Origin of the sequence: Dactylosporangium sp. CA-052675, assembly GCF_050947935.1 — a bacterium.
In the GTDB taxonomy this organism is placed as follows: domain Bacteria; phylum Actinomycetota; class Actinomycetes; order Mycobacteriales; family Micromonosporaceae; genus Dactylosporangium.
The window spans coordinates 6,951,936-6,977,468 of the sequence record NZ_CP192010.1; the positions used below are offsets into that span (position 1 = coordinate 6,951,936).

Consider the following 25,533-nt stretch of genomic DNA (forward strand, 5'->3'; position numbering starts at 1 on the left):
AGATCTGCCGCGGCGCTTCCCGGTGGGTGCCCAACAGCGCCTGGGAGCGCTCCGGACCCCCGCGAATGCCGCGATTCAGGCCGCCGGCAGGTCCACGGCGATCTCCTCGCCCAGCGTGGCGCCGTGCTCCAGCTCCAGGTCGTCGCCGCTCCAGAACTTGCCGGGGTCGTACCAGTTGGCCCGCCGCCCGCGTGCGAGCAGGCCCATGTCCTCGTACGTCACGGCGACGACCTCGGCGCAGTAGGCGGTCTCGAGCGTGCCGCTGGACGGCTCACGCAGGTGCGGCAGGCGGCCCTTGAACCACCGCCCGGCCAGCCGCGCGGTGGACGGGAACGGGGTGCCGTCGAGGCGGGCGACGGTCTTGAGCACCGCGTCCTCCATCGCCGGCCCGGCCTCCGGGAACAGCTGGCGCAGCCAGGCGCGCTGGCCGTAGCGGCGGCCCCAGACCAGCACGGCGTCGCGCAGATCGTGCAGCTGGACGCCGCGCTGGCGGGCGCCGGTCCACATGTCGGGCAGCGACCGGCCCAGCTCCGCGTGCCACAGCAGCGGCGGCATGTCGTCGAGCACGACCGCCATGCCCACGTGGTTGACCGGGCTGTTGGTCAGCGTCTGGATGGCGCGGTCGGCGGGGGTGCGGCCGCGGAACACCCAGAGGTCGCCCGTGCGTGTCATCCGTACGGCCTCATCGAGATCGACCTTCACCGGGACTACCCTAGGGCCTCATGCGGATGAAGTGGTGGAAGGTCGTCGGGCTCGCCGGTGTCGTCGGCGTGGCGGCGACGGGTGCGCTGGTGGCCCGGGCCGAGCGCCAGCGGCGGGCCTACACCCCGGAGGAGATCCGGGAGAAGCTGCGCGACCGGCACGCCGTCGCGTCCCTGGGCGGGCAGCCGGACGGCGGCTCCGCAAAGGGTGGGACGAGTCGTGGCTCACGTACCAGTGCCCCCTGAGGTCACCTAGTGTGGATGGTGTGCTGCCACTGACATCCCAGACCGGCCCCGTGCGGGTCCTGTTCCTCGAAAACATCCACCCGATCGCGGTCGAGCGGATGCGCTCCGAGGGCTACGAGGTCGAGACCGTCGGGCGGGCGCTCGACGAGGACGAGCTGATCGCCAAGCTCGACGGGGTTCACCTGCTCGGCATCCGCTCCAAGACCCAGGTCACCGCCAACGTCCTGGCCTCCGCCCAGCAGCTGCGCGCCATCGGCGCCTTCTGCATCGGCACCGACCAGATCGACCTGCGCGTCGCCGCCGAGTCCGGCATCGCGGTCTTCAACGCGCCCTTCTCCAACACCCGCAGCGTGGTGGAGCTGGCGATCGCCGAGATCATCGCGCTGACGCGGCGGCTCACCGAGAAGAACGCCGACATGCACAACGGCGTGTGGAACAAGGACGCCGAGGGCTCCCACGAGATCCGCGGGCGCTCCATCGGCATCGTCGGCTACGGCAACATCGGCACGCAGCTGTCGGTCCTCGCCGAGAACCTCGGCCTGCGGGTGTATTTCTACGACACCTCCGAGCGGCTGGCGCTGGGCAACGCCGTGCGCTGCAACTCCCTCGACGAGCTGCTCGAGGTCGCCGACATCGTCACCCTGCACGTCGACGGCCGGCCGGGCAACAGCGGCTTCTTCGGCGAGGAGCAGTTCGCGAAGATGCGCCCGCGCAGCATCTTCCTGAACCTGAGCCGCGGCTTCGTCATCGACCACGAGGCGCTGCGCCGCCACCTCGACAACGGCCACCTCGCGGGCGCCGCGGTCGACGTGTTCCCGAAGGAGCCCAAGGCCAAGGGCGACGAGTTCGTCTCGGCGCTGCGGGGCCTGCCCAACGTCATCCTCACGCCGCACATCGGCGGCTCGACCGAGGAGGCGCAGTCGGACATCGGCTCGTTCGTGGCTGAGAAGCTGCACAAGTACGTCGCCGAGGGCTCGACCACGCTGAGCGTCAACCTGCCGTCGCTCAACCTGCCGTCGCTGCCGGACACGCACCGCATCGCGCTGCTGCACCACAACGTGCCGGGCGTGCTCGCCGACGTGAACAGCATCTTCGCCGGCCACAAGGTCAACGTCGAGGGGCAGATCCTGGCCACCCGCGGCGAATACGGCTACCTGCTGACCGACGTCGCGGCGCAGTACCCGCCGGAGATCCTCTCGCAGCTGGCGGCGATGGCCACGACGGTCCAGCTGCGCGTGCTGTCCTGACCCTGTCCTGACCCGCTCCCGACCCGCGCCCGTCCCGGATGCGGCTTTGCATCGAAACTTTTCGATCTAAAGTCACGCCCGGGACGGGCTTCGTTCATCACCGGGCGACAGCGTGCTCCCATCACCTGCGAAGGGAGCACGCATGCTCAGGGTTGTTCGCGCGGCCGCCGTGGTCGTCGTCGCCGGGGCCGGGGTCGCCGTCGGGCTCGCCGGGCCGGCCGGGGCCACCCCGCCCGCAATCCCGTCCAAGGCCACGGCCCAGACGCAGCTCAACGCGCTGACCGTGGCCACCGAGGGCTCGATGAGCGGCTACAGCCGCGACAAGTTCCCGCACTGGATCACCATCAGCGGCTCGTGCGACACGCGGGAGACCGTGCTCAAGCGCGACGGCACGTCGGTCGTCACCAGCAGCACCTGCGCCGCGACGTCGGGCCGCTGGTACAGCCCGTACGACGGCGCCACCTGGACCGCCTCCGGCGACGTCGACATCGACCACGTGGTGCCCCTGGCCGAGGCCTGGCGCTCCGGCGCGAGCTCGTGGACGACGGCCCGCCGCCAGGCGTTCGCCAACGACCTCACGCACCCGCAGCTCATCGCCGTGACCGACAACGTGAACCAGTCCAAGGGCGACCAGGACCCGTCGACGTGGCAGCCGCCGCTGACCTCCTACCGCTGCACGTACGCCCGGATGTGGATCAACGTGAAGTACACCTACGGGCTGAAGCTGCAGTCCTCGGAGAAGACGGCCCTGCAGACGATGCTCAACGCCTGCTGAGCCCGGGGCCGGACGCCGGTGGGCGGCGCACCCCGCCGCCCGCCCGCGGATCGGCCGGACGCGCCGGTACAGTCGCCGGGATGTCGCCCCGTGAACTCGTCGTGCTCGGCACCGCCAGCCAGGTCCCGACGCGGCTGCGCAACCACAACGGGTACTTCCTGCGCTGGGACGGCGAGGGATTCCTCTTCGACCCCGGGGACGGCACCCAGCGCCAGATGGCCCACGCCGGCGTCGCCGCGAGCGACATCACCCGGGTCTGCCTCACACACTTCCACGGCGACCACTGCCTCGGCCTGCCCGGGGTCGTCCAGCGCATGTCCCTGGACAACTCGCCCCACGACGTGCAGGCCTACTTCCCCGCCTCCGGCGAGGTGTACTTCGACCGCCTCCGCCACGCCACCCCGTACCACGACACCGTCACCCTCACCAAGCACCCGATCGACGGCGACGGACTGTTCACGCTGGCCGAGACGGCGACGTGGCGGCTGGAGGCGCACCGGCTCGACCACGGCATCGACGCCTACGGCTTCCGGCTGGCCGAGCGCGACGGGCGGCGGATGCTCCCCGAGCGCCTGCGCGAGCACGGCATCGCCGGCCCGGACGTCGCCGTGCTCCAGCGGGACGGGCGGCTGCGCGGGGTGAGCCTGGGGGACGTGAGCGAGCCCCGGCGCGGCCAGCGCTTCGCGTTCGTGATGGACACGCGCCTGTGCGCGGGCGTGCGGGCGCTGGCCGAGTGCGCCGACGTGCTCGTCATCGAGTCGACCTACCTCGCCGAGGACGAGGGACTGGCCGTCGCGCACGGGCACCTGACCGCCGCCCAGGCGGCGCGGGTGGCCGCGGATGCCGGGGTGCGCACGCTCGTGCTCACCCACTTCTCGCAGCGCTACGACGACCCGTCGCGCTTCCGGCGGGAGGCGGAAGCGGTGTTCGACGGCGAGGTTGTCGTGGCCGAGGACCTGATCCGGGTCAGAATCCGCGGCTAGGTCTGCAGTTCGGTCCGGTCCGGTTCAGTCCAGTTCAGTTCAGTCGAGTTCAGTTCAGTCGAGTCCAGTCGAGTTCAGTCCGGTCCGGCCGGTCGTGGCCGGTTGCGTCAGTCGCACTCGCGGCAGATCGGCGCGCCGTTCTTCTCGCGGGACAGCTGGCTGCGGTGGTGCACGAGGAAGCAGCTCGAGCAGCGGAACTCGTCGCCCCGCATCGGCACGACCGGGACCGTGAGCTCCTCGTCGGTCAGGTCGGCGCCGGGCAGCTCGAAGCCGGACTCGTTCTCGTCCACGTCGACGGACGCCGACTGGCCGTTGCTCCGGCGCGCGGTGAGCTCCTCGAGGCTGTCCTCGGCGAGGTCCGCTCCGACCGGGTTGCGCGGCGCGTCGTAGTCGGTGCTGATGGCCATGGCGTTCACCCTCTCTTGGTGACTTGGTTGTGTAACGAACGCCGCCGGCCCCGGATGTGTTCCCGACCGACATGAATGAATCGAGGAGTGTCCCGAATCACGCCGGCTCATGCCGATCCGGCGCCGAATTCGGTCCACTGTGGACATATCAACAGCGGCAGCGCCAACGAGGCTACCTCGCCGGGTCGCCCGTGTGGGCACTTTTGCGATTCTCGGTCCGCATGTCGTCGCGCAGAGCAGAAAGCCGCAGGTCGCGGCGGCGGGCTGGCCGAACGGAGGAACGCGGCGGTGGCGGCCACTACAGTTTCGCCCATGAACCTTCCCCAGCGCGCGCGTGTGGTCGTCGTCGGCGGCGGTGTGATCGGCACGTCGGTCGCCTACCACCTGGCCAAGGCCGGCATCACCGACGTGCTGCTGCTGGAGCGCGACCGGCTCACCGCCGGCACCACCTGGCACGCGGCCGGGCTCATCGTCACCTTCGGCTCGCTGTCGGAGACCTCGACGCGGATGCGGCAGTACACCCGCGACCTGTACGCGAGCCTGGAGTCCGAGACCGGGCTGTCGACGGGCCTGCGGCAGTGCGGGTTCATCGAGCTCGCCGCGGACGAGGGGCGGCTGGAGGAGTACCGCCGCGTCGCCGCGTTCAACCGGCACCTCGGCGTGGACGTCCACGAGATCTCCCCGGCCGAGGTCCGCGCCCTGTTCCCGCTCGCGCGCACCGACGACGTCCTGGCCGGGTTCTACGTCGCCGAGGACGGCCGCGCCAACCCGGTCGACGTCACGATGTCCCTGGCCAAGGGCGCCCGGCAGATGGGCGTGCGCATCCTGGAAGGGGTACCGGTCACCGGCACCCTGCGCCGCCGGGACACGGTCACGGGCGTGCGCACCCCCTTCGGCGACGTCGAGGCCGAGATCGTGGTCAACTGCGCCGGCATGTGGGCCCGCCAGCTCGGCGAGGAGGCCGGGGTGAGCGTGCCGCTGCAGGCGGCCGAGCACTACTACCTCATCACCGAGCCCATCGACGGCGTCTCGGCCGAACTGCCCGTGCTGGAGGACCCGGGATCATACGGGTACTTCCGGGAGGAGACCGGCGGCCTCATGGTCGGCCTGTTCGAGGGCGCCGCCGCCCCGTGGAGCGTCGACCGGGTGCCCGACGGGTTCTCGTTCGGCACGCTCCCGCCCGACTGGGACCGCATGGCGCCCTACCTCGAGCGGGCGATGAGCCGCATCCCCGTGACCGCCACCGCCGGGGTGCGGACCTTCTTCTGCGGCCCGGAGAGCTTCACGCCCGACCTGGCGCCGGTCTTCGGCGAGTCCCCGGAGCTGCGCAACTACTTCGTCGCGGCCGGGCTCAACTCGATCGGCATCCTCACCGGCGGCGGCATCGGCCGAGCCCTGGCCACCTGGATCGCCGAGGGCCGCCCCGACGTCGACGTGACCGGGATGCACATCGACCGCCTCCAGCCCTACCAGCGCAACCGGGAGTACCGCGCCGCCCGCACCGTCGAGGCGCTGGGCCAGGTCTACGCGACGCACTTCCCGCACAAGGCGTTCGCCTCCGGCCGCGACGCCCGCCGCTCCCCCCTGCACGACCGTGTCCACGCGCTGCGCCCGTACCGCCGGGACGTCTCCGGCTGGGAGATGCCCGACGTCTACGAGTTCGAGGGCTCGCCGGTGCCCACGTGGGGCCGGCCGGAGTGGTTCGCCCAGTGGGCGGCCGAGCACCGGGCGGCCCGCGAGGACGCGGTCCTCATGGACATGTCCTTCATGGCCAAGTTCCTCGTCGAGGGCCGCGACGCCGCCGCCGCGCTGGAGGAGCTGTCGGCCGGCCGGGTCGCCAACCCCGGCCGGGTCACCTACACCCAGTGGCTCAACGAGGGCGGGACCATCGAGGCCGACCTGACCGTCACCCAGCTCGACGAGGAGCGGTTCTGGGTGGTCGCCTCCGACACCGCGCACCGCCACGCGTTCGCCCGCCTGCGCCGCCACCTCGACGGCCGGCTCGCCTTCGCCGCCGACGTCACCTCCGGCTGGGCCCAGCTCAACGTGCAGGGCCCCCGCTCCCGGGAGATCCTGGCCGAGGCCTGCGGCGCCGACGTCACCCTGCCCTTCCGCGGGGCGGCCGAGCTCGAGATCGGCTTCGCGCGGGTGCTGTGCCTGCGGATCACGTACGTCGGGGAGCTGGGCTACGAGCTCTACGTCCCCGCCGAGCAGGCGGTGCACGTCCACGACCGCCTGGTGGCGGCCGGGGCCGGGCACGGGCTGCGCCACGCGGGGCTCAAGGCGCTCGCGAGCCTGCGCCTCGAGAAGGGGTACCGCGACTACGGCCACGACATCGACAACACCGACGACGTGCTGGAGGCCGGGCTGGGCTTCGCCGTGGCGTGGGACAAGGAGCACTTCATCGGCCGCGACGCCGTCCTGGCCCGCCGGGCGCGCGGGCCGCTGACCCGCCGCCTCGTCCAGGTGCTCGTGACCGACCCGAAGGCACTGCTGCACCACGCCGAGGTGGTCCGCCGCGACGGGCGGGACGTGGGCTACGTGCGCGCGGCCTCCTACGGGCACACGCTCGGCGGCGCGGTGGGGCTGGCGATGCTCGACGCGGGGGCCGAGGCGCTCGACCAGGCGTGGCTGGACGCGGCCCCGCTGACCGTCGAGATCGCGGGCGCGACCTATCCGGCGCGGGCGTCGCTGCGGCCGCTGTACGACCCGTCGAGCGACCGCGTGCGGGCCTGACCCGGCCTCCGCCCGGGGTCGAAGCGCGGCTCCTGCCCGGTCCCGCCCGTGCGATCCGGCAATGGCCGATAGGAGCAATGTGGTACGCCGCGCCCGGTTGTGCCCACATGCTGTTGCGGTGGACCGGCGTCCGGCGCCCGTCCACCGCGGGCCGCGCGACGCGACCCGCACGACATCGCGGCTCGCACGACGTGATCCGCACGCAATCGCGGGTCGCACGGGTGACCCGCACGGAACGCGGGCATCGGCGCCCGCGACCTCGCCGGCGACCTGGTGCTCTTCCCGGGCACCTCGACCCGCGGCGTGTCGAGCGAGGCGCCGGTGACGATCGGGACGGGCTGGGCCGGGTACACCTTCGCGGGCCTGGCCGACTGGGACAAGGACGGCAACCCGGACGTCGTGGCGCGCAAGACGAACAACGACCTGTGGCTGTTCCCGGGCGAGTCGATGCGCACGGTGAGCGGCCAGAGCCCGGTGCAGATCGGCACCGGCTGGTAGCCGCGCCACGACGGGCGAGTCCGGCATCTCGCCACGCACCCACCCGCCCGGGCGCCGCCGCCCGACGCATGCGGCAACGCGCCCGGCGGGCGGGTCAGGCCGTGGTCAGGCCGGGTCAGGCCGGGTCAGGCCGGGGCGTTCGGGGACGACGACGGCGCCGGCGCCGCGCCGCAGATGAAGTGCGGCTCGGCGTCGTAGCGCCACGCGAAGCGCTCCCGGCGCAGCTCCTTGCCGTCGCGGCTGAAGACCCGGAACGCCTCCTGCGTGAAGCCCGGCTCGCCCGCGGTGGGGTTGCAGTCGGCCTCCTGCAGGTACACGGTCTTCGGCGCCACCGGCTTCGTGCGGGGACCGTAGACGGTGGTGATGTCGTAGCGCTTGGTCCCGTACAGCGTCACCGTGACCGAGTCCTCGCTCGTCGCGGTGTCGATGAGGATGCCGCTCGGGCCGTCGTTGCGCACCCGCAGGTCCAGCGACGGGAAGACCACGGTCGCCTCGATCACGGCCGGGTACCGGTCGAAGTAGTAGCTGTGCGGGTGGTGCTCGACGTCCTCCAGGCCGGCCAGGTACGCGGCGTTGAACAGGGTCGTCGCGACCTGCGAGACGCCGCCGCCCGCACTGTTCTTGATCTTGCCGTCCTCGATGCCGGGGGCGTCCACGTAGCCCTTGGCGTGCGTGCGCTCGCCGACCCGCTGGTTCAGGCTGAACGTCTCCCCCGGCCTGATGAGCGTCCCGCGCAGCGCCTCGGCCATCGTGCGGATGTTCACCACGCGCGGCTGGCCCGGCTCGAAGTGCGTCGTGAACGTGCCCACCGGCGCCGAGACGCCCAGGGTCGCGAGCGACGCGGCAGTCGTAGCGGCATGCGACGGCACCAGCGGCACCTCCACCCGTCGCGGCGTGGCCGTCGAGCGCAGCGCGTCCAGCAGCCGGGGCGCGGCGAGATCGACCTGGCTGCCGTCGGACTCCGCGCGGATGACCGGCCGGCCGCCGGAGACCTCGAAGCGGGCGTCGGTCGCGGGGATCTCGACCCGCGCGAAGGCCGCCGCGGCCGACCTGCGCAGCGCGGCGGTGTCGAGCGCGGGCACGATCACGCCGTCCGGGCCGGACTCGAGGCGCAGGGCGGACGCGATGCCGGCCGCCGGCACCGTCACCTCCCCCCGCGGCGTGGCCAGCACCAGCGGCGCGGCGACGGCCGGGGTGGCCAGCTCGCGCACGAGCCGGTCCACGTCGGCGCGGGTGTCGTGCGGCACCAGGTCCACCACCGGGAACTCCAGCACCGGGCGGCGCAGCCAGCCGGACTCGGCCAGCCGGGCGGCGCCGAGGCGGTCGAGGCCGCGGCCCTGCTCGGGGTAGACCGGAACCGGGCGCAGACCGTCGAAGCGCACGGCGGGCATGACCGGCGCGTCGCCCTGCGGGCCGAGGTGGTCCATGAGCGCGGCGAACAGGCGGCCGGCGTCGACGTGCACGACCGGCTCGACGTCCACCCCGCCGAAGGGCGCGGGCGTGGCCTCCATCGCGCGGTCGACGGTCGCGGGCACGTCGAGGGTCAGGCCGACCGCGGCCGGGTCCACCACCGCCGGCTCAGTGCCGACCTTGACCGCGACCGGCAGGCGCAGGCGGCCGGCGACCCCGGCCTCGAGCGCCTGGCGGGCCTCGGCGCGGGAGCGGCCGCCGAGGTCGACGCCGAGCACGCGGACGCCCCGGTCGACGTCGTGGGCGTACGTCCGCAGCGTGACCAGGCCGGGCACGACGACGAGCAGCGTGACGGCGATCACCAGCCGGCGGCGCCGCACGGTGCGCCGGCGACGGGCCAGCGGCGGGACCACGGGCCGCGCCCGGAGCTCGGTAGCCATACCGACCACCGTGCCCGATTTATACCGTTCTTACGAAAGGTCGACCTTGATGTCCCCGAAAGTGTCACCCCGGCGGCCCTGCGTGAGCATGTCCGTGCCGAAGCCGGCCCGGCTGTGCCGTCTGTGGCCTCCGCCAACGACACTGACGAGGCTCGCTGGCAGGATGTGGGGGTGCGGCAGTTCCGGACCCTGGCAATGCGGGTGCGCTCACCTGAGGCGAGCGCGGCGCTGACGCATGCCGCCGAGCGCATCGGGCTGCCGGTGGCGCAGCTGCCGGGCGACCCGGCCGGGGTCCACGGGCTGCACTCCGCCGACGGGGTGGCGTGGCGGGCGGCGGGCGGCTACCTCACGACGCTCATCGCGGGCGGCGCCGACGTGTGCCTGTCCGGCGCGTCCCCGACGTGGTTCGCCGCGCTGCCCAAGGACGTGACCGGGCGCGACATCCGGCTCATCAGCGTCGGCGAGGCGCCGGACTTCGTCGGGCCGCGCCCGGCCGTGGCCAAGCTCGCCGACGAGAAGCACCCGGCGTTCTCCGCGGCCTGGGTCCGCAACGCCGACGACCTGCGCAACCGGCTGCGCACGGCCCGGCTCCCGGCCGACAGCACGCTGATCATCATGGACCACTGGCTCGACCTCGCCTCGGAGTACCGGGTGTTCACCATCGGGCGGCAGCCGGTGGCGTGGTCGCCGTACCTCGTCGAGGGCGAGGAGTGGAGCCCGTCGCTGCGCATGCACCGCGCCTCCTGGCACGACGAGGCGGCCGCGTTCGTCGCGCTCATGCTCGCCGACCTGCCCGCGCAGGACGTGCCGCCGACCGCGGTCATCGACGTCGGGCGCACCGAGTCCGGCCAGTTCGCGGTGCTCGAGGTGAACAACGTGTGGAGCTCGGGGCTGTACAGCTGCGACCCCGACGGCGTCCTGCGCGCCGTGCTCGCGGCCAACGATCCCGACTGCGACCCGCGCTGGCGCTGGCAGCCCGCCCCGGCGCTGGGAGCGTAGTGCGAGGTCCCGACCTCGTGACCCGGCTGCGCGTCGGGTTCCACTGGCGCGGCGGCCCCGACGTGGCCTTCGCGGACATCACCGAGTGGTGGCGCGATCCGGCGGTCCTGCGGCAGCTGCCGCCGGCCGTAGCGGCCCTGGTGCCCGGGGAGCCAACCGTGGTCCTCGGCCCCGCCTCGCGCGGCACGCTGCTCGGCGCGCTCGTCGCCGCCCACCTCGGCGTCGGGCTGGTCGAGGTGCGCAAGAACGATCGCGTGGCGCTGCACTCCGCGTTCTACACGCACCGCCGCCTGCCCGGCGACTACCACGAGGGCGGCGCGGTGCTGAGCTTCCGCCGCGCCCTGCTCCGCCCGCCCGACCGCGTCCTGTGCGTGGACGACTGGATCGAGAGCGGCGGGCAGGCCCTGGCCATCCGCTCGATGGTCGACGAGATCGGCGCGACCTGGCTGGGGATGGCCTGCGTGGTCGACGACCTGGCGGAGCGCGCCGAGATCCGCTCACACCTGGGCGTGCGCTCCCTGCTGACCGCGGACGAGCTCTATTGACCCCACGGCCACCGTCGCCGTCTGGGCGCCGGGACGCCGTGGCGGGCCAGGACCGCGCGCGCCTTCGCGTGGTCGGACGCGGTGCAGCCCGGGGTCACGAGCATGAGGTGCGCCAGGGACTCCTCGATGGTCACCACCCGGCCGGCCCCGACGGCGGCGTCGAGCCGGGCCCGCACGAGATCCCGCACCTCCCGCCGCCGCGCCGGCTCGCGGTAGGCGAGCGCGACGAGCGCGAAGAGGGCGGCGTCGGCGGACCAGTCCTCGACCCCGAAGGCGAGGTCGAGCAGGACCTGCCGGCGCACCGAGGACGGCCAGGGCTCGCCGGGGGCGTGGTGCAGCAGCCCGAGGCAGACCCAGGGGCCCAGGAGGCGGTACCAGTACGTCGGCGTCGAGCGCGCCAGACGCGCCCACCGGGGCGTGGACGGCGGGTCGGGCAGGTGCGCGAGCAACCCCAGCAGCTCCTCGAGCGGCAGCGCCCCGAGCGGCTCGGCCCGCAGGTAGCCGGAGAGCACCGACGGCCACGTCTCCTCGCCGATCTCGTGCAGCGCCGCGACCGCCCTCGCCGACGGCGCCGCGACGGCGGGCACCGGATGCACGCCGTCGTACCGCCAGATCGCGAACCGCGCCGGCCGCCGCAGCGGCACCCGGATGTCGGGCGCGGGAAACGCGGCCGTGCGCACCGCGACGGGCCCGAGAACCCGCCGGGCCGCGACGAGCGCCGTGGGCGGCTCGGCCACGGCCTGCACGAACGCGTCCGCCCGCACCTCCTCCCCGCGCACCCGCCGGGCGACGAGCTGGTTCGCGGCGAGACAGACGGCCTCGGACGGCATCGGCACCCAGTTGAGCCACGGCCGCTCGGCCCCGGCCAGCGCGAACACGGTCTCGACCAGCGCGCACGGGTGCGGGTCGTCGGCGATGGCCACGAGATCGCCCACGGCGCCGCCGGCCCGGAACCGAATCCCTCGCCGAGCCGCGTCACGGTGGCGGAACGCCGGGTCCCGCGCGAGCCGGCGCAGCTCCCCGTCGGCGTCCTCCGCGATCATGGCGCGCAGGATAGCAACGCCGCCCGAACCCCACCCCGACGGTTGCGCGGCGACCGAGTGGAGGGCCCCGCGGCGTGTAGGGTGCCGATCAATGACAGCATCCGGTGAGCAGGGACGGGTCACGATCCGGCAGGTCGCGGAGCACGCCGGCGTGTCGGAGGCGGCCGTCTCCTACGCGCTCAACGGCCGGCCCGGCGTCTCCGAGCAGACCCGGGCCCGGGTGCTGGCCGCGGCCCGCGAGCTCGGCTGGGCGCCGAACATCGCCGCCCGCTCGCTGGGCACGGCCAAGGCCAACGCCGTCGGCATGGTGCTGGTCCGCCCGCCGCGGGTCATGGTCGTCGACTCGTTCCTGACCCAGATGCTCAGCGGCGTCGAGGCGGAGCTCAACCGCAACGACGTGGCCCTCGTGCTGCATCTGGTCGACGACTTCGCCGGGACGATCGACGTGTACCGCCGGTGGTACGCGGGCCGCCACGTCGACGGCGTCATCCTGACCGACCTGCGCCACGCCGACCCGCGCCCCGCCGCGCTGCGCGAGATCGGGCTGCCCGCGGCGGTCATCGGGGGCGGCGACGCGAGCGTCGACGGGCTCGACCTGACCGGCCTCAGCTGCGTCGACGCCGACACCACCGGCACCGCCCAGGGCATCGTGAACTACCTGCGGGCGCTGCGGCACCGCACGATCTCCCGCGTCGCCGGCCCCCGCGAGCTGCTGCACACCGTCCAGCGCGACGCGGCCTACGCGGCCGCGGTGGCGGCGGCCGGCGACATCGAGTACCGCCGCGTCCACACCAACTACGGCGCCGCCGACGGCATGCGGGCGACCCGCGAGCTGCTGAGCCTGGCCGAGCCGCCGACCGCGCTCGTCTTCGACAACGACGTCATGGCCGCCGCCTCGCTCAAGGTCGCGCACGAGATGGGGCTCTCGGTGCCCGGGGACTTCTCCGTGGTCGCCTGGGACGACTCGGACCTGTGCCAGATCACCGTCCCCGAGATCACCGCGGTGGTGCAGGTGCCCGCGCTGCAGGCCGAGCTGGCGGCGCGCGCCCTGCTGACGGCCATCGGCGGCGGCGGGCCGACGCGGCTGACCCTGCCCCCGGGCACGCTGACCGCCCGGGACTCCACGCGGCCGCCCCAGCCCCGCTAAGCGCTTCAGTTGACACCGCTCACAACGCCGACCTAGGGTTCGGGAACAATACCTTATCCGGTTCAGTCGGGAGCTTGAACATGGCCCTCCTGCGTCCGCTCCACACCGGCTGGACGGTCCGCGCCGCCGCCGAGGCACCGGTCGGGGGGCCCTTCCCCGCGACCGTGCCCGGATGCGTGCACACCGACCTGCTCGCGGCGGGCGCGATCCCGGACCCGCTCCTGGACGACAACGAGGAGCGCCTGCACTGGATCGGCCGCACGCCCTGGGTCTACTCGCTGGTCTTCGACGCGCCGGAGACGGCCGACCGCCTGGACCTCGTCGCCGACGGCCTCGACACGGTCGCGACCGTCACGCTCAACGGCGTCGAGGTCGGGCGCACCGCGAACCAGCACCGGGGCTACCGCTTCGACGTCACCGGGCTCGTCCGGCCGTCCGGCAACACCCTCGACGTGCGGTTCGACTCGGCCTACGCCTACGCGCAGCACGTCCGCGACACCCTCGGGCCGCGGCCGAACGCCTACCCTGAACCGTTTCAGTACATCCGCAAGATGGCGTGCAACTTCGGCTGGGACTGGGGCCCGACCGTCGTCACGGCGGGGATCTGGCAGCCGATCGGGCTGCACGCGTGGTCGACCGCGCGGCTGGCCCGGGTGCGCCCGGTGGTCACGCCCGGGCGCGTCGAGGTCCTCGTGGACCTGGAGCGGGTCGACGACCGGCCGCTGACGGTGACGGCCACCTGCGACGGCGTCGAGTCCACCGTCACCGTGGACGGGTCGTCGGCCCGCGTGGTCCTCGACGTGCCCGACGCGCGGCTGTGGTGGCCGCGCGGCCTCGGCGAGCCGCATCTGTACGAGCTGGCCGTGACTTTGCGCGCGGAGACCCTGCGCGCGGAGACCCGCGCGGAGGCCCTGCGCGCGGAGACCCTGGGCGCGGAGACCCTGGGCGCGGACGACGTCCTCGACACGTGGACGCGGCGGATCGGCTTCCGCACCGTCGAGCTCGACACCGCGGCCGACGCCGACGGCTCCCGGTTCGTGCTGCGCGTCAACGGCGAGCCGGTGTTCGTGCGCGGCGTCAACTGGATCCCCGACGACGCGTTCGTGACCCGGGTCGAGCGCGCCCGCTACGCCGAGCGCATCGGCCAGGCCGTCGAGGCGGGCGTGAACTACCTGCGGGTGTGGGGCGGGGGGCGGTACGAGAGCGAGGACTTCTACGACCTCGCCGACTCCCTCGGCGTGCTCGTCGGGCAGGACTTCCCCTTCGCCTGCGCGGCCTACCCCGAGGAGGAGCCGCTCGGCTCGCAGGTCGCGGCCGAGGCGCGCGAGCAGGTCGTCCGCCTGATGCCGCACCCGAGCCTGGTCATGTGGGTCGGCAACAACGAGAACATCTGGGGCTACCACGACTGGGGCTGGCCGGACGAGCTCGAGGGGCGCACCTGGGGCGAGGGCTACTACCTGCGCGTGCTGCCGCAGATCGTGCGCGAGCTCGACCCCACGCGGCCGTACTGGCCGGGCAGCCCCTACTCCGGCGACCCGCGGCGGCACCCGAACGACCCCGCCCACGGCACCACGCACATCTGGGACGTGTGGAACACGCACGACTACCGCCACTACGCGACCTACCGCCCCCGGTTCGTGGCCGAGTTCGGCTTCCAGGCCCCGCCGGCGTTCGCGACCCTGCGCCGCGCGGTCTGCGACGACCCGCTGACCCCGCACTCCCCCGGCGTCGCGCACCACCAGAAGGCGGCGGGCGGCAACGAGAAGCTCGCCCGCGGCCTGGAGGGCCACTTCCCGGCGCCGGGCGCGTTCGACGACTGGCACTGGGCGACGCAGCTCAACCAGGCCCGCGCGATCGCGTTCGGCATCGAGCACTTCCGCTCGCTGAAGCCCCTGTGCACCGGCACCGTCATGTGGCAGCTCAACGACAACTGGCCGGTCACGTCCTGGTCGGCGATCGACGGCGACGGCCGGCGCAAGCCCCTCTGGTTCGCCCTGCGCCGGGTGTACGCCGAACGCTTCCTCACCCTCCAGCCGCGCGACGGCGGCGTGGCGATCGTCGCGGTGAACGACGGCCCGAACCCCTGGCGCACCACCGTGTCGGTGCGCCGGCTCGCCTTCGACGGCACCGGGCACGCGACGCGCACGGTGCCCGTGGCGGTGCCGGGCGGCGGCGCGACGACGGTGGTGCTGCCCGCCGAGCTGACCACGCCGGAGTCCCCGGCCGCGGAGCTGCTGCTCGCCGACGCCGACGGTGCGCGCGCCCTGTGGTGCTTCGCCGAGGACGTGGACCTGTCCTACCCGCGGGCGGCGGTGGACGTGCGCCCGGTCCCGGCACCGGACGGCGTCGACCTGCACATCACCGCCCGGACCCTGGTGCGCGACCTGACCGTGTTCCCGGACCGCGTGGCCCCGGCCGCGACGGTCGACGGCGCGCTGGTGACCCTGCTGCCGGGCGAGTCCACGGTCCTGCGGGTCCGCGGCATCGCCGCGGCGGCGCTGCCCGACGCGTCCGTCTGGGCGGCGCCCCCGGTCCTGCGCACCGCGAACGACCTCGTCAACCCGTGACCCGCCCGGCCCGGCGTCGGCGCTGACCGCGGCGCGGCGCCCCCGCGACCGCCGCGCCGCGGCCGGGCGCGTCAGGCGGACGGGATCGAGCCCACCAGGTGCGGGTGGGCCAGGGGCGAGGACCGCGGGCCGGTCGGGTGGCCCGTGCGCAGCCAGTGCGCCGACGGCGCCGGGGTGCCGGCCGCGCCGCCGAGGACCGTTGGCGCGCCACGGCGGCGTCGTCGCGCTCCGGTACAGTGACAACGCGCAAAAGCCGCAAATCGACCACGGGGGTCACCATGCTGCGTTTCGCGGCCGTTCTGGCACTGCTGCCGACGCCGGCGCCGGTGGCGACGCTGCCGCCCGGGCTGGTCTGGGTCGAGCAGGCACCGGGTGCGACGGGCGCGACCCTGCACTCGGTCGGCTTCGACGGACGACAGACCAGAACGCCGCTGCGGTACGCCCTCAACGCCATCGCCTGCACGAGCGACGGCACCCTCGCGGGCCTCGCGACGGAGCTGGACGGCCGGCGCCTCCCCCAGGCCCCGCACCTGGTCCGGGTCAGCCCCGCCGGGGCCGTCACCGACCTCGGCCCCGCCCCGGGCCACGCGGACCTCGCGACGGCGTACGGCGCCGCGATCGACGCCCGGGGCCGGCTCCTGGTGAGCACCGGCGACCGCCTCCGCCCGCTGCGCCTCGGCCCCGCGGCCCCGGCGGCGCTCGCGTCGCACGCGCTGCCGAAGCTGCCCTACGCCGGCGACTGGGCCACCGACCCGCGCACCGGCGAGCTGGTCACGGTCGTGGCGATCGACGACGTGGCCCGCGTGGTGCGGCTGCGCTGGGACGCGGCCACCGGCGTCTCCGCCGTGGACACCGAGCGGGTGCCGGACCTGCCGCCCAGTTCCGCGTACGGCGGCGTCGCGGTCCTCGCCGACGGCTCGATCGCGGCCGTGTTCAACCGCAACGCCGGCCCCGGCGCCGGGGCGGGCACGGGCCGCGCCCCCATGACCAGCGCCCTGTTCCGCATCACCGGCACGAAGGTCGAGAAGCTCGCCGACCTCGGCCCGCTCACCTCGTCGGACGCGGCGACGTGCCCGGTCCACGCCCCGCCCGCGACCCCTCCACCCGCGGCCTGATCCCGACGCCCACGCCGCCCGGCCCCGGTACCGTCCCCGCCGCCCTCGGCCCCGGCCCCGCCACCCCGGACCCCCGCGGCCGTCGCGGTCGCGCAGACGCGGCACCGGCTCGGCACCCGGTACCTCCCCGTGCTGGGCGGGCGGACGGTCGCCGCCGTGGCCGTCTTGCGGCGGGTTCCCTACTCGAAGCGGGAGGGGTCGCCGGCCCCGACGCGCAGGATCTCCGGCTCGTCCCCGGAGAGGTCCACGACCGTGGTCGGCTCGGTGCCGCACTCGCCGTCGATGACCGCGTCGAGCTGGTGGTCGAGGGTCTCCTTGATCTCCCAGCCCTGGGTCATCGGCTCGTCCTGGCCGGGCAGCAGCAGGGTGCTGGACAGCAGCGGCTCGCCGAGCTCGGCCAGCAGCGCCTGGGTGACCGTGTGCTGCGGGATGCGCACGCCGACGGTGCGCTTCTTCGGGTGCAGCAGCCGCCGCGGCACCTCGGGGCTGGCCGGCAGGATGAACGTGTAGCTGCCCGGGGTGACCGCCTTGACCAGCCGGAACACCGAGTTGGAGACCTGCACGAACTGGCCGAGCTGGGCGAAGTCGCGGCACACGAGGGTGAAATGGTGCCGGTCGTCGAGCCGGCGGATGTCCCGGATGCGGGCGAGGCCGGGGTGCGAGCCGAGCTGGCAGCCCAGCGCGTAGCAGGAGTCGGTCGGGTAGGCGATCAGGCCGTCGTCGCGCAGCAGCCCCACGATCTGCTGGAGCAGCCGCGGCTGGGGGTTGTCCGGATGCACGTCGAAGTACCTCGCCACGGCTTCAGCGTACGTGTAGGAATAGCGCATGACGGATCTGGAGGCCGTGACCGGCTGGGTCGAGGGGTACCTGCGGGCGTGGGGCAGCAACGAGCCCGCCGAGATCGGGGCGCTCTTCGCCGAGGACGCGGCGTACTACCCGGCGCCGTACGCCGAGCCGTGGCGGGGCCGGGACGCGATCGTGGCCGCGTGGCTGGAGCACCGCGACGCGCGGGGCGAGTGGGACTTCACCTGGTTCCCGGTGACGGTCTCGCCGGAGCTGAGCATCGTGCAGGGGATCACGCGGTACGGCGACAGGACGTACAGCAATCTGTGGCTGCTCCGCCTCGACACCGTGGGCCAGTGCCGCGAGTTCACCGAGTGGTGGATGGAGCAGCCGTAACGGCGGGGCCGGGCCTAGAACGGCAGGTCGTCGTCGCGGGCCGGCGGGTTGAGCCGGCGCCACACCACCACGACGAACCCGGCCAGCATCGCCAGCATCACGATGCGCAGCGACACGAACATGATCGCGGTGTGGTTGACGGCCAGGGCCTCCTCCACGAACGCGAGCCGCTCGGCCGGGCGGGGCTCGTCGCGGGCGGCGTCGGCGAAGAGATACACCACGAGCGGGATGAGGGCCAGGCGCCAGCCGAGGTACGTCCAGTGCCGCAGCACCGTGCGCCGGTCCCGCCCGAGCCGGTCGGCGACCCGCCCGACGACGCCGAACCAGACGGCGAACATCAGCAGCGTCACCCACAGCGCCATGCTGACCGCCGAGCCGACCCGGTTCACGAGCGCGAAGACGGCCTGGGAGGCCGGCGACTGCAGGGTGTGCTCGGCGGCGGCGTAGTCCCGCAGCACCGCGTCCTCGCGGCGCAGGACGAGCACGTCGACCACGAGCAGCACGATGTGCACGGCCGTGACGGTGAGGAAGAGCCACGTGAAGGCCCGCAGCCCGACCGGCGCCCGGTCCTCGATGACCTCGTCGTCGTCCTCGCTCATCTCCGCGAGGGCGAGCGGGTCGGCCGGCTCGGTCCGCGACTGCTCCGGGACCCGCGCCGCGGTCTCCCCGGCGGGGTCGGGCCACTCCATCCCGTCCGGGAGCCGGTCGGGCCACCGGGCGGCGCCCTCCCCCTCGCCGACGAGCGCGGCCACGAACTCCGCCGAGGGCACCCCGCCGTGCCGGATGCAGAGGTATCGACCGTTGGTGTCGTGCCCGGGGGCACCGCACGTCACGCAAACCATCGACACAAGGTCCACAGCCTAGTCGGGGAAAACGGGCCGCGCCTGCCCCGGAACGGCCGAACCACCCGGCTGTTCGGCTCGGATTCATGCCCCTGACCTTGGTTGTTCTACCCTTCGCAGCGAGACGATCACCCAGCGCCCACCTCGCGGCCCCGCTCAGTATCGTGACCGGCGCCCGGACATTTTCTCGGTCACAGCTGTCCGGATCGCCTCCGCCCGTTCGTCATCCGGGCATCGAACGAAAGGAACAGCCCTGATGCAGTACATGATGTTCGTCTGCAGCGACCCGGAGCCCGACACCGACAAGTCGGACGAGCCCGACATCGACGTGTGGGTGCGGGAGAACGACGAGGCGGGCCGGCGCAAGCAGGGCGCGGTGCTCGCCCCGCCGGCCGCCGCGACCACGGTCCGGGTGCGCAACCGGGAACTGCTCGTCACCGACGGCCCGTTCACGGAGACGAAGGAGGTCATCGTCGGCTTCGACCTGATCGAGTGCGCCGACCTCGACGAGGCGATCATGATGGCCCGCACGCACCCGATGGCCCGCGGCGGACGCATCGAGATCCGCCCCTTCGCCGACTTCGAGCAGTGACGAGGGTCGCCTCGGCCGTCGCCGCGGCGGCGGCCGAGGCGCACCCGCGCATCGTGGGTGCGCTCATCCGCATGACGGGAGACTGGGACTTGGCCGAGGACTGCGCCCAGGAGGCCCTGGCGACCGCGCTGCAGCGGTGGCCGTCGTCGGGCGTGCCCGACAACCCGGCGGCCTGGCTCATGACCACGGCCCGCAACCGGGCCATCGACGTGCTGCGCCGGGCCAAGGTGGAGCGCACCAAGCTGCAGGACCTGGCCGTCCTCGGCTCACCCGAGCCGGGTGACGCCGGCGCCTTCCCCGACGACCGCCTCCGGCTCGTGTTCACCTGCTGCCACCCGGCCCTGCCCCTGGAGGCCCGGGTCGCGCTCACCCTGCGCACCATCTGCGGCGTGCCCACGGCCGACATCGCCCGCGCCTTCCTCGTCACCGAGGCGACGATGACCCGCCGCCTCACCCGCGCCAAGACGAAGATCGCCCAGGCCGGCATCCCGTACCGCGTCCCGGAGGGCCCGGCCCTGACCGAGCGCCTGCCCGGGGTCCTCGGCGTGCTGTACGTGCTGTTCACCAACGGCTACAACGCCGACGGCTCCCCGGCCTTCGCCGACGAGGCCATCCGGCTGGCCCGGCTCCTGCGCGCCCTGCTGCCCGCCCCGGAGCTCTCCGGCGAGATCGGCGGCCTGCTGGCCCTGTTCCTGTTCCAGCACTCGCGCCGCGACGCCCGCCGCTCCCCCGACGGCCGGCTGCTGACCCTGGAGCAGCAGGACCGCTCGCGGTGGGACCACGCCGCGATCGCCGAGGGCCGGGCGCTGCTCGAGGGGATCGGCGACGGGCCGTACGCGCTGCAGGCCCGCATCGCCGCGTTCCACACCACCGACGGCCCGACGGACTGGGCCGGGATCGCCTCCTGCTACGACCGGCTGTGGGCGCGGCAGCCCACCGCGGTGATCGCCCTCAATCGCGCCGTCGCGCACGGCTACGCGCACGGGCCCTCGGCCGGCCTCGCCCTGCTGGCCGAGGCGCGGGCCGGGGGCGGGCTGGACGGGTATCCGCACGCGGTGGCGGCCGAGGCGGACCTGGTGTCCCGCACGGGCGACCACGCCCGCGCGGCTTCGCTGTTCCGCTCGGCGGCCGCGCTGGCCCACAGCCCGGCCGAGCGCGACGCGCTGCTGGAGCGGGCCGGGACGGAGGACGCCCGAGCCTGAACCACCGCTACCTCCCGGCGGCGGCGCGGAGGTCCTCGGCGACGGGGGCGAGGACCTCGCGCACGCGTCGCCGGGCCGCCGGGTCCTCGTCGCCGGCCGCGAGGGCGCGCAGGTCCGGCTCCAGGGCGCTCAGCGCGTCCACCCAGCGCAGCTCCCGCCGGGGGCGGAGGCGGCGGATCGCCAGCAGCGGCGCCGCCGACTCCCGCAGCGCGGCGAGCCCGCGCAGGGCGGTCGCGTGCTCGCCGTCGCGGATGGCGCGCAGGCACTCCGCGGTGCGTTTGCGCAGCACGGCGCCGGTGCGCACGGGCGCGACGAGGGCGGCGGGCAGGACGGCGCACAGGGCCCCGGCGACGACCGCGAGCAGGCGGGCGGCGAGCAGTGGCAGCGTGGCCGTACCGGTGACGCCGAGGAGCGAGTACAGCAGCGCCAGTGCGGCCGTGACGCTCGCGGCCCACCACGCGTAGCCGAACTGGCGGAGGTAGAAGCCGGCCGCGAGGACGGCGAGCAGCAGCCCCACCGCGACGGAGCGGTGATCGCCGACCGCGAGGGCCAGGACCGTCGCGACCAGGGTGCCGCCGAGCGCGCCCAGCGTCCGGTGGGCGCCCCGGAGCAGGGCGTCGCCGCGGGAGCGGGCGGCCGCGCCGACGGTGTGGGCGCTGATCACCGTCCACGCCCAGTGCTCGCCGAACACGGTCTGGCCGATCGTGAACGCCAGCGTCAGGGCGAGCGCGGACTGCACGCCCCGCCACACGTGGATCCGCGCCGGGGCGGTGCTCGACGGTTCGGGTTGCGCGTCGGTACCGCCCAGCCGCCGGCCGATCAGCGCGTACCCCTCGGCCACGAACACCGCGAGGGTCGCCCAGGCCAGGGTGCGCCACGGATGGCCGCCCGGGTCCACCGGCGCGATGAGCATGCCGATGAGCGGCAGCACCAGGGCCCGGCCGAGGTGCCCGGCGGCGGGGCCGAGAGCGCGCGCGGCGGTCGCGGCGGCCACGGTGAGCACGAAGAACGCGTCGCCGTAGGCGTGGGCGGCGTGGAAGAGCACCGCGAAGGCGGCGATGACGAGGGCGCCGGCCGGTACCAGCAGCAGCCGCCACGGGCCGTGCCCCCGGCCGGACCGGGCCGCCATCATGCTGACGGCCGCGCCCAGCACGACGATCCCGGTCCGATGGGTCAGCGGGATGAGCGTGACGACGGTCGCGAGCACCGGGGCGAAGCCGGCGAGCGCCTGCCGAATATTACGCACCTGCTGAATATCGCAGCACGATAGGTTGGAGCGCAACCATGAGCGATCCGGACCCCGATCTCAGCGTCGCGCGGGCCGTGCGGCGGGCCACGCAGCGGCTCTCGCGCCGGCTGCAGCTGCAGCGCGACGCCGACGGGCTGAGCCTGACGAAGATCAGCATGCTGGGGCACCTGGCGCGCAAGGGCCCCCTGACGGCGGGCGCGCTGGCCGCCGCCGACCGCCTCCAGCCCCAGTCCGTGACGCGGGTGCTGGCGGATCTGGAGGCGGACGGCCACATCGAGCGGCTGGAGAACCCGGCGGACAAGCGGCAGCGGGTCTTCTCGATCACCCCGGCCGGGCGGGCGGCACTGGGCGCGGACATGCGGGTCCGCGACGAGTGGCTGGCGTCCGCGGTGGCGTCCCTGACCCCGGCGGAGCGGGACGCCCTGCTGCGCGCGGCGGCGATCCTGGAGCGGATCGCCGACTAGTCGATGTTGGCCCGCTCGGCGCCGATCGTGGTGTCGGGGCCGTGGCCGGTGTGCACGACGGTCTCGGGCGGCAGGGTCATGAGCCGCTCGGTGATCGAGCGCAGGATCGTCGGCTTGTCCGAGAACGATCGGCCGGTCGCGCCCGGGCCGCCCTCGAACAGCGTGTCGCCGGAGAAGAGCACACCCTCGTCGGGCAGGTGCAGACAGACCGCGCCGGGGCTGTGGCCGGGGGTGTGCAGTACCGTCAGCGCCACTCCGGCCACCGTGATCTCCTGGCCGTCGGTAAGGTGCGTGTTCGGCTCGAGAGCGGGGTGCTTCATGTGCCACAGCGGCAGATCGTCCGGATGCAGCAGGATCGGCGCGCCCGTGCGCAGCGCGACCTCGGGCGCGGCGTCGATGTGGTCGTCATGACCATGGGTGCACACGATCGCGACCGCACGGCGACCGCCGAGCGCGTCCACGATGGCCCCGGCGTCATGGGCGGCGTCGATGACGATCGCCTCCGTGTCGTCGCCCACGATCCAGACGTTGTTGTCGACGTCAAAGGTCTCACCGTCGAGCGAGAACGTGCCCGACGTGACCAGCCGTTCGATGCGCACCATGGGTCCAAACCCTATGCCTCTTCCCGGCTGCGCGTCGCACGGCTGGACGATGTCCAGGTCGGGTCGTACGCCTACCGGGTCCTGCGCCCCGCCCGCCCCATCCGCGGCGCGGTCGTCACCCCCGGCGGCGAGCTGCGCGTCCCCCGCCGCGACGCCCTGCGCATGCTGGCCCTGGCCTCACTCGCGGGCGATCGCACCCTGGTCGCCTTCCCCCTGCGCGACGAGCGCGGCCTGCCCTTCGACCTCGTGCTGAGCCGCCTGCCGTTCCCGGTCTCGCGCTGGTCGGACGTGCGCGCCCGGCTCGGCCCCGGCCGCCTGACGCTGCTGGCACCCGCCCCGCAGCCCGCCGCGTCCGGCTCCAGGCCGCGCCTGGAGTCGACGCGCCACGCCCTGCTGGCGCCGCTCGCCGACCTGCCCCGCGTCCGCGCGGGCGAGCTCGATCTCGGCTACTTTCGGATCGTCCTGACTGACCGGCAGTAGGGCTCTATTGCAAAACGGTCACGGGGCGGACAGCGGGGTGGCCGTCCGGCACGATGTCCGGCGTGGTTCGCCTCTATGGACTCCTGTTCCTCATCGACCTCGTCATGCTCGTGTGGGCGCTGATCGACTGCCTGTCGACGGACGAATACCTGGTGCGCAACCTGCCGAAGGTCGCGTGGGTCTTCATCATCCTGCTGTTCTCGCCGGTGGGCTGGATCGCGTGGTTCGTGGCGGGCCGCCCGCAGCAGGCGGCGACGGCCCGGGCCGGCGCGCAGTGGCGGCCCGGCAACGGCTTCCCGGAGAACGACCGCCCGCGGGCGCGGCAATTGGCCCCGGACGACGACCCCGAGTTCCTGCGCAACCTGGCGAAGACCCGCCGCGCGGACGAGGAGATGTTCTCGAAGTGGGAGGCGGACCTGCGCCGGCGCGAGGAGGAGCTGCGGCGGCGGGAGACCAAGGACTCCGAGTAGTTGCGGCCCGGCTACACAGCGCTGTCGCAGGCAAGATCGGTTAGGTCGCATGGTGTATGGTGAATAAGAAGGAACGGCCACCCACCAACGGGACCAGTGTGTTGCCTGACGCGGGCGGTCCTGCCTCGACTTGCTGAGCTCGGCGGCGTTTTCCGGGTGCTGGTTCGGGTCTGGGGTTGCGCGGTGACCTTCGACGCGCGGCCACTTGCTCGCGGCGCGCGGCTTCGGCCCTCGCCGCGCAGGGCGGGCGGCGAGGACGCGGCCGGCGGGCTTCTTGCGGCCGCGCGACAAGGACCGGGCGGCGCGCGGCTGGAACTACGCCACTGGAACTGCGCCGCGGTCGTCGTGGGATCGCGCGGAACGGGCACCGGCTCCATGTGGTCGAGGCGGTCGGCTGCGGATCGGGCTGGCCGGTCACTCGTCGGGGCGGCCACCAACGCCGCGACTCGCGCTCCAACCACCCGCCACCGCCGAAGCCGGCGAGCAAGGGCAGGCTCCCGGCGAGGTCTTGGGGCCTACGCGGTCGAGCGGGTCGGCGCCGCAGAGCGAGTCGGCGGGCTGCTCGACGAGCGAACGGCCGAACCGCCCGAGACGGAAGCCAGCGCCGCGAATCGCGCTCGACCGGCCGCCGGCAAGCCGGGCGGGGTGACGCTACAGCGTGGGCTCGATGCGGCCCAGCAACTCCAGCGCCCGATCACGCGCCGCCGCCGAAGCCGGCAGCAACGGCAGGCGCACGGCCGGCGACGCGATCTGGCCCCGGGCGTGCAGGACCGCCTTGATCACCGCCGGGTTGGGCTCCGCGAACAACGCCTCCGACAAGGCCGCCAGCCGCCCGCCGAGCGCCCGGGCCGTCGCCACGTCGCCGTCGCGCCACGCGGTGTGCAGTGCGGCGTACCCCGCGGTCGCCACGTGCGCCGACGCCAGAATGCCGCCGTGCGCGCCCAGGGCCAGCAGCGGGGCGATCACCGCGTCGTCGCCGCCGAGCACCGCGAAGTCCGGCGGGGCCGCCGCGAGCAGGGCCACCGTGGCGGCCGAGACGGCGCCGTCGGAGAGCTTGATGCCCGCCACGCCCGGCATCGCGGCGATCTCCAGCAGGGCGGCCGTCGACAGCGGCTGACCGGTCCGGTACGGGACGTGATAGACCACGATCGGCACCCGCGCACTCGCGGCGACCGCCCGGAAGTGGGCGATCACGCCGGCCTCGCCCGGGCGGGTGTACGGCGGGACCACCACCATCGCCACGGTGCCCGCCGGCAGCGCCGCCACCTCGGCCGCGCAGGCCGCCGTCGAGTTCCCGCCGACGCCGACCAGCAGCGGGACGCCGAAGTCGCGGCACGTCGCGACGACCGTCGCGCGCTCCGCCGGTGTCAGGGTCGCCGGCTCGCCGGTGGTGCCGAGCGCCACGAGACCGGCGGCGCCGGCCGACAGTACCGATTCGGCGACCTTGCGCAACGACGACTCGTCGACCGGCCCGGCGTCGGTGAACGGCGTGATCAAGGGGACGAAGATTCCGCGCAGCGTCATGCGTTCAGCGTCGGACAGGGGAAGCGTCAGAACCAGTTCACGTTCGCACCGTCGAGCGTAAGATCTGGTG

General features: G+C 74.1%; 26 protein-coding genes. 17 read left to right on the forward strand and 9 right to left on the reverse strand.

Annotated features, from left to right (window positions below; all coding sequences use genetic code 11):
* Window positions 1–75: 75 nt before the first annotated feature.
* Window positions 76–702, reverse strand: a complete 627-nt coding sequence (locus ACQP1P_RS31005; protein WP_433076168.1) for a hypothetical protein — start codon at window positions 700–702, stop codon at window positions 76–78.
* A gap of 20 nt (window positions 703–722) precedes the next feature.
* Here ACQP1P_RS31005 and ACQP1P_RS31010 point away from each other — a divergent pair, with 20 nt between their 5' ends.
* The 4 genes from ACQP1P_RS31010 (at window position 723) to ACQP1P_RS31025 (ending at window position 3,952) form a co-directional block, all read left to right on the forward strand.
* Window positions 723–947: a hypothetical protein gene (locus ACQP1P_RS31010; protein ID WP_433076169.1), complete on the forward strand. Its 225-nt coding sequence runs from the start codon at window positions 723–725 to the stop codon at window positions 945–947.
* Window positions 948–967: 20 nt separating this feature from the next.
* Complete coding sequence (gene serA / locus ACQP1P_RS31015) at window positions 968–2,194, forward strand: phosphoglycerate dehydrogenase (protein WP_433076171.1); 1,227 nt, start codon at window positions 968–970, stop codon at window positions 2,192–2,194.
* A gap of 142 nt (window positions 2,195–2,336) precedes the next feature.
* On the forward strand, window positions 2,337–2,969 hold the full coding sequence (locus ACQP1P_RS31020) for an HNH endonuclease family protein (RefSeq protein ID WP_433076172.1): 633 nt from the start codon (window positions 2,337–2,339) through the stop codon (window positions 2,967–2,969).
* 80 nt (window positions 2,970–3,049) lie between these two features.
* Window positions 3,050–3,952: a ribonuclease Z gene (locus ACQP1P_RS31025; RefSeq protein ID WP_433076174.1), complete on the forward strand. Its 903-nt coding sequence runs from the start codon at window positions 3,050–3,052 to the stop codon at window positions 3,950–3,952.
* A 107-nt stretch (window positions 3,953–4,059) separates the two neighbouring features.
* Here the strand turns inward: ACQP1P_RS31025 and ACQP1P_RS31030 are convergent, their stop codons facing one another.
* Window positions 4,060–4,353: a DUF4193 domain-containing protein gene (locus ACQP1P_RS31030; RefSeq protein WP_433090167.1), complete on the reverse strand. Its 294-nt coding sequence runs from the start codon at window positions 4,351–4,353 to the stop codon at window positions 4,060–4,062.
* Between the two features lie 318 nt (window positions 4,354–4,671).
* Between ACQP1P_RS31030 and ACQP1P_RS31035 the strand changes: the two genes are divergently transcribed.
* Window positions 4,672–7,095: a GcvT family protein gene (locus ACQP1P_RS31035; protein ID WP_433076176.1), complete on the forward strand. Its 2,424-nt coding sequence runs from the start codon at window positions 4,672–4,674 to the stop codon at window positions 7,093–7,095.
* Between the two features lie 321 nt (window positions 7,096–7,416).
* Entirely contained in the window at window positions 7,417–7,593 is a 177-nt protein-coding gene (locus tag ACQP1P_RS31040; protein ID WP_433076178.1) for a hypothetical protein, read from the forward strand.
* A gap of 125 nt (window positions 7,594–7,718) precedes the next feature.
* Here ACQP1P_RS31040 and ACQP1P_RS31045 read toward each other — a convergent pair whose 3' ends face one another.
* On the reverse strand, window positions 7,719–9,443 hold the full coding sequence (locus ACQP1P_RS31045) for a VanW family protein (protein ID WP_433076181.1): 1,725 nt from the start codon (window positions 9,441–9,443) through the stop codon (window positions 7,719–7,721).
* A gap of 171 nt (window positions 9,444–9,614) precedes the next feature.
* On the opposite strand from ACQP1P_RS31045, the gene ACQP1P_RS31050 reads away from it, so the two are divergent.
* Window positions 9,615–10,442 (forward strand): ATP-grasp domain-containing protein, encoded by an 828-nt coding sequence (locus ACQP1P_RS31050; protein WP_433076183.1) that lies wholly within the window; start codon window positions 9,615–9,617, stop codon window positions 10,440–10,442.
* On the forward strand, window positions 10,442–10,987 hold the full coding sequence (locus tag ACQP1P_RS31055; RefSeq protein WP_433076185.1) for a phosphoribosyltransferase family protein: 546 nt from the start codon (window positions 10,442–10,444) through the stop codon (window positions 10,985–10,987). Before ACQP1P_RS31050 ends, ACQP1P_RS31055 begins: the two co-directional genes overlap by 1 nt.
* Here the strand turns inward: ACQP1P_RS31055 and ACQP1P_RS31060 are convergent.
* On the reverse strand, window positions 10,981–12,030 hold the full coding sequence (locus ACQP1P_RS31060; protein WP_433076186.1) for a hypothetical protein: 1,050 nt from the start codon (window positions 12,028–12,030) through the stop codon (window positions 10,981–10,983). The genes ACQP1P_RS31055 and ACQP1P_RS31060 overlap by 7 nt on opposite strands.
* 91 nt (window positions 12,031–12,121) lie before the next feature.
* Here ACQP1P_RS31060 and ACQP1P_RS31065 point away from each other — a divergent pair, with 91 nt between their 5' ends.
* The 3 genes from ACQP1P_RS31065 (at window position 12,122) to ACQP1P_RS31075 (ending at window position 16,859) form a co-directional block, all read left to right on the forward strand.
* Window positions 12,122–13,177 carry a LacI family DNA-binding transcriptional regulator gene (locus tag ACQP1P_RS31065; protein WP_433076188.1) on the forward strand — a complete coding sequence of 352 codons (1,056 nt, stop codon included), beginning with the start codon at window positions 12,122–12,124 and terminating at the stop codon, window positions 13,175–13,177.
* 80 nt (window positions 13,178–13,257) lie between these two features.
* On the forward strand, window positions 13,258–15,744 hold the full coding sequence (locus tag ACQP1P_RS31070; RefSeq protein ID WP_433076190.1) for a glycoside hydrolase family 2 protein: 2,487 nt from the start codon (window positions 13,258–13,260) through the stop codon (window positions 15,742–15,744).
* 278 nt (window positions 15,745–16,022) lie between these two features.
* On the forward strand, window positions 16,023–16,859 hold the full coding sequence (locus ACQP1P_RS31075) for a hypothetical protein (RefSeq protein ID WP_433076192.1): 837 nt from the start codon (window positions 16,023–16,025) through the stop codon (window positions 16,857–16,859).
* A 179-nt stretch (window positions 16,860–17,038) separates the two neighbouring features.
* Here the strand turns inward: ACQP1P_RS31075 and ACQP1P_RS31080 are convergent, their stop codons facing one another.
* Window positions 17,039–17,656, reverse strand: coding sequence for an L-threonylcarbamoyladenylate synthase (locus tag ACQP1P_RS31080; protein ID WP_433076193.1), 618 nt, complete (start codon window positions 17,654–17,656; stop codon window positions 17,039–17,041).
* Between the two features lie 28 nt (window positions 17,657–17,684).
* Here ACQP1P_RS31080 and ACQP1P_RS31085 point away from each other — a divergent pair, with 28 nt between their 5' ends.
* Window positions 17,685–18,038 (forward strand): nuclear transport factor 2 family protein, encoded by a 354-nt coding sequence (locus ACQP1P_RS31085; RefSeq protein WP_433076195.1) that lies wholly within the window; start codon window positions 17,685–17,687, stop codon window positions 18,036–18,038.
* 14 nt (window positions 18,039–18,052) lie between these two features.
* Here the strand turns inward: ACQP1P_RS31085 and ACQP1P_RS31090 are convergent, their stop codons facing one another.
* On the reverse strand, window positions 18,053–18,871 hold the full coding sequence (locus ACQP1P_RS31090; RefSeq protein ID WP_433076197.1) for a hypothetical protein: 819 nt from the start codon (window positions 18,869–18,871) through the stop codon (window positions 18,053–18,055).
* A gap of 265 nt (window positions 18,872–19,136) precedes the next feature.
* Here ACQP1P_RS31090 and ACQP1P_RS31095 point away from each other — a divergent pair, with 265 nt between their 5' ends.
* On the forward strand, window positions 19,137–19,472 hold the full coding sequence (locus tag ACQP1P_RS31095; protein ID WP_433076198.1) for a YciI family protein: 336 nt from the start codon (window positions 19,137–19,139) through the stop codon (window positions 19,470–19,472).
* On the forward strand, window positions 19,469–20,674 hold the full coding sequence (locus ACQP1P_RS31100; protein WP_433076200.1) for an RNA polymerase sigma factor: 1,206 nt from the start codon (window positions 19,469–19,471) through the stop codon (window positions 20,672–20,674). The genes ACQP1P_RS31095 and ACQP1P_RS31100 overlap by 4 nt, the downstream gene beginning before the upstream one ends.
* Before the next feature lie 7 nt (window positions 20,675–20,681).
* Here the strand turns inward: ACQP1P_RS31100 and ACQP1P_RS31105 are convergent, their stop codons facing one another.
* Window positions 20,682–21,920: an FUSC family protein gene (locus ACQP1P_RS31105; protein WP_433076202.1), complete on the reverse strand. Its 1,239-nt coding sequence runs from the start codon at window positions 21,918–21,920 to the stop codon at window positions 20,682–20,684.
* Between the two features lie 38 nt (window positions 21,921–21,958).
* Between ACQP1P_RS31105 and ACQP1P_RS31110 the strand changes: the two genes are divergently transcribed.
* Entirely contained in the window at window positions 21,959–22,387 is a 429-nt protein-coding gene (locus ACQP1P_RS31110; RefSeq protein WP_433076204.1) for a MarR family winged helix-turn-helix transcriptional regulator, read from the forward strand.
* Here the strand turns inward: ACQP1P_RS31110 and ACQP1P_RS31115 are convergent.
* Complete coding sequence (locus ACQP1P_RS31115) at window positions 22,384–22,989, reverse strand: MBL fold metallo-hydrolase (RefSeq protein ID WP_433076206.1); 606 nt, start codon at window positions 22,987–22,989, stop codon at window positions 22,384–22,386. The genes ACQP1P_RS31110 and ACQP1P_RS31115 overlap by 4 nt on opposite strands.
* A 162-nt stretch (window positions 22,990–23,151) precedes the next feature.
* Here ACQP1P_RS31115 and ACQP1P_RS31120 point away from each other — a divergent pair, with 162 nt between their 5' ends.
* On the forward strand, window positions 23,152–23,469 hold the full coding sequence (locus ACQP1P_RS31120) for a hypothetical protein (RefSeq protein ID WP_433076208.1): 318 nt from the start codon (window positions 23,152–23,154) through the stop codon (window positions 23,467–23,469).
* A gap of 62 nt (window positions 23,470–23,531) precedes the next feature.
* Window positions 23,532–23,939, forward strand: coding sequence for a PLD nuclease N-terminal domain-containing protein (locus tag ACQP1P_RS31125; RefSeq protein WP_433076210.1), 408 nt, complete (start codon window positions 23,532–23,534; stop codon window positions 23,937–23,939).
* A gap of 651 nt (window positions 23,940–24,590) precedes the next feature.
* On the opposite strand, the gene ACQP1P_RS31130 is transcribed toward ACQP1P_RS31125, so the two are convergent.
* Window positions 24,591–25,463 (reverse strand): dihydrodipicolinate synthase family protein, encoded by an 873-nt coding sequence (locus ACQP1P_RS31130; protein ID WP_433076212.1) that lies wholly within the window; start codon window positions 25,461–25,463, stop codon window positions 24,591–24,593.
* Window positions 25,464–25,533 lie beyond the last annotated feature (70 nt).

Coding starts and splice junctions, on each gene's coding strand:
- ACQP1P_RS31115 (WP_433076206.1), bottom strand. CDS start 22,989: ATGGTGCGCATCGAACGGCTGGTCACGTCGGGCACGTTCTCGCTCGAC.
- ACQP1P_RS31045 (WP_433076181.1), bottom strand. CDS start 9,443: ATGGCTACCGAGCTCCGGGCGCGGCCCGTGGTCCCGCCGCTGGCCCGT.
- ACQP1P_RS31025 (WP_433076174.1), top strand. CDS start 3,050: ATGTCGCCCCGTGAACTCGTCGTGCTCGGCACCGCCAGCCAGGTCCCG.
- ACQP1P_RS31095 (WP_433076198.1), top strand. CDS start 19,137: ATGCAGTACATGATGTTCGTCTGCAGCGACCCGGAGCCCGACACCGAC.
- ACQP1P_RS31075 (WP_433076192.1), top strand. CDS start 16,023: ATGCTGCGTTTCGCGGCCGTTCTGGCACTGCTGCCGACGCCGGCGCCG.
- ACQP1P_RS31020 (WP_433076172.1), top strand. CDS start 2,337: ATGCTCAGGGTTGTTCGCGCGGCCGCCGTGGTCGTCGTCGCCGGGGCC.
- ACQP1P_RS31010 (WP_433076169.1), top strand. CDS start 723: ATGCGGATGAAGTGGTGGAAGGTCGTCGGGCTCGCCGGTGTCGTCGGC.
- ACQP1P_RS31130 (WP_433076212.1), bottom strand. CDS start 25,463: ATGACGCTGCGCGGAATCTTCGTCCCCTTGATCACGCCGTTCACCGAC.
- ACQP1P_RS31070 (WP_433076190.1), top strand. CDS start 13,258: ATGGCCCTCCTGCGTCCGCTCCACACCGGCTGGACGGTCCGCGCCGCC.
- ACQP1P_RS31085 (WP_433076195.1), top strand. CDS start 17,685: ATGACGGATCTGGAGGCCGTGACCGGCTGGGTCGAGGGGTACCTGCGG.
- ACQP1P_RS31065 (WP_433076188.1), top strand. CDS start 12,122: ATGACAGCATCCGGTGAGCAGGGACGGGTCACGATCCGGCAGGTCGCG.
- ACQP1P_RS31120 (WP_433076208.1), top strand. CDS start 23,152: ATGCTGGCCCTGGCCTCACTCGCGGGCGATCGCACCCTGGTCGCCTTC.
- ACQP1P_RS31035 (WP_433076176.1), top strand. CDS start 4,672: ATGAACCTTCCCCAGCGCGCGCGTGTGGTCGTCGTCGGCGGCGGTGTG.
- ACQP1P_RS31110 (WP_433076204.1), top strand. CDS start 21,959: ATGAGCGATCCGGACCCCGATCTCAGCGTCGCGCGGGCCGTGCGGCGG.
- ACQP1P_RS31060 (WP_433076186.1), bottom strand. CDS start 12,030: ATGATCGCGGAGGACGCCGACGGGGAGCTGCGCCGGCTCGCGCGGGAC.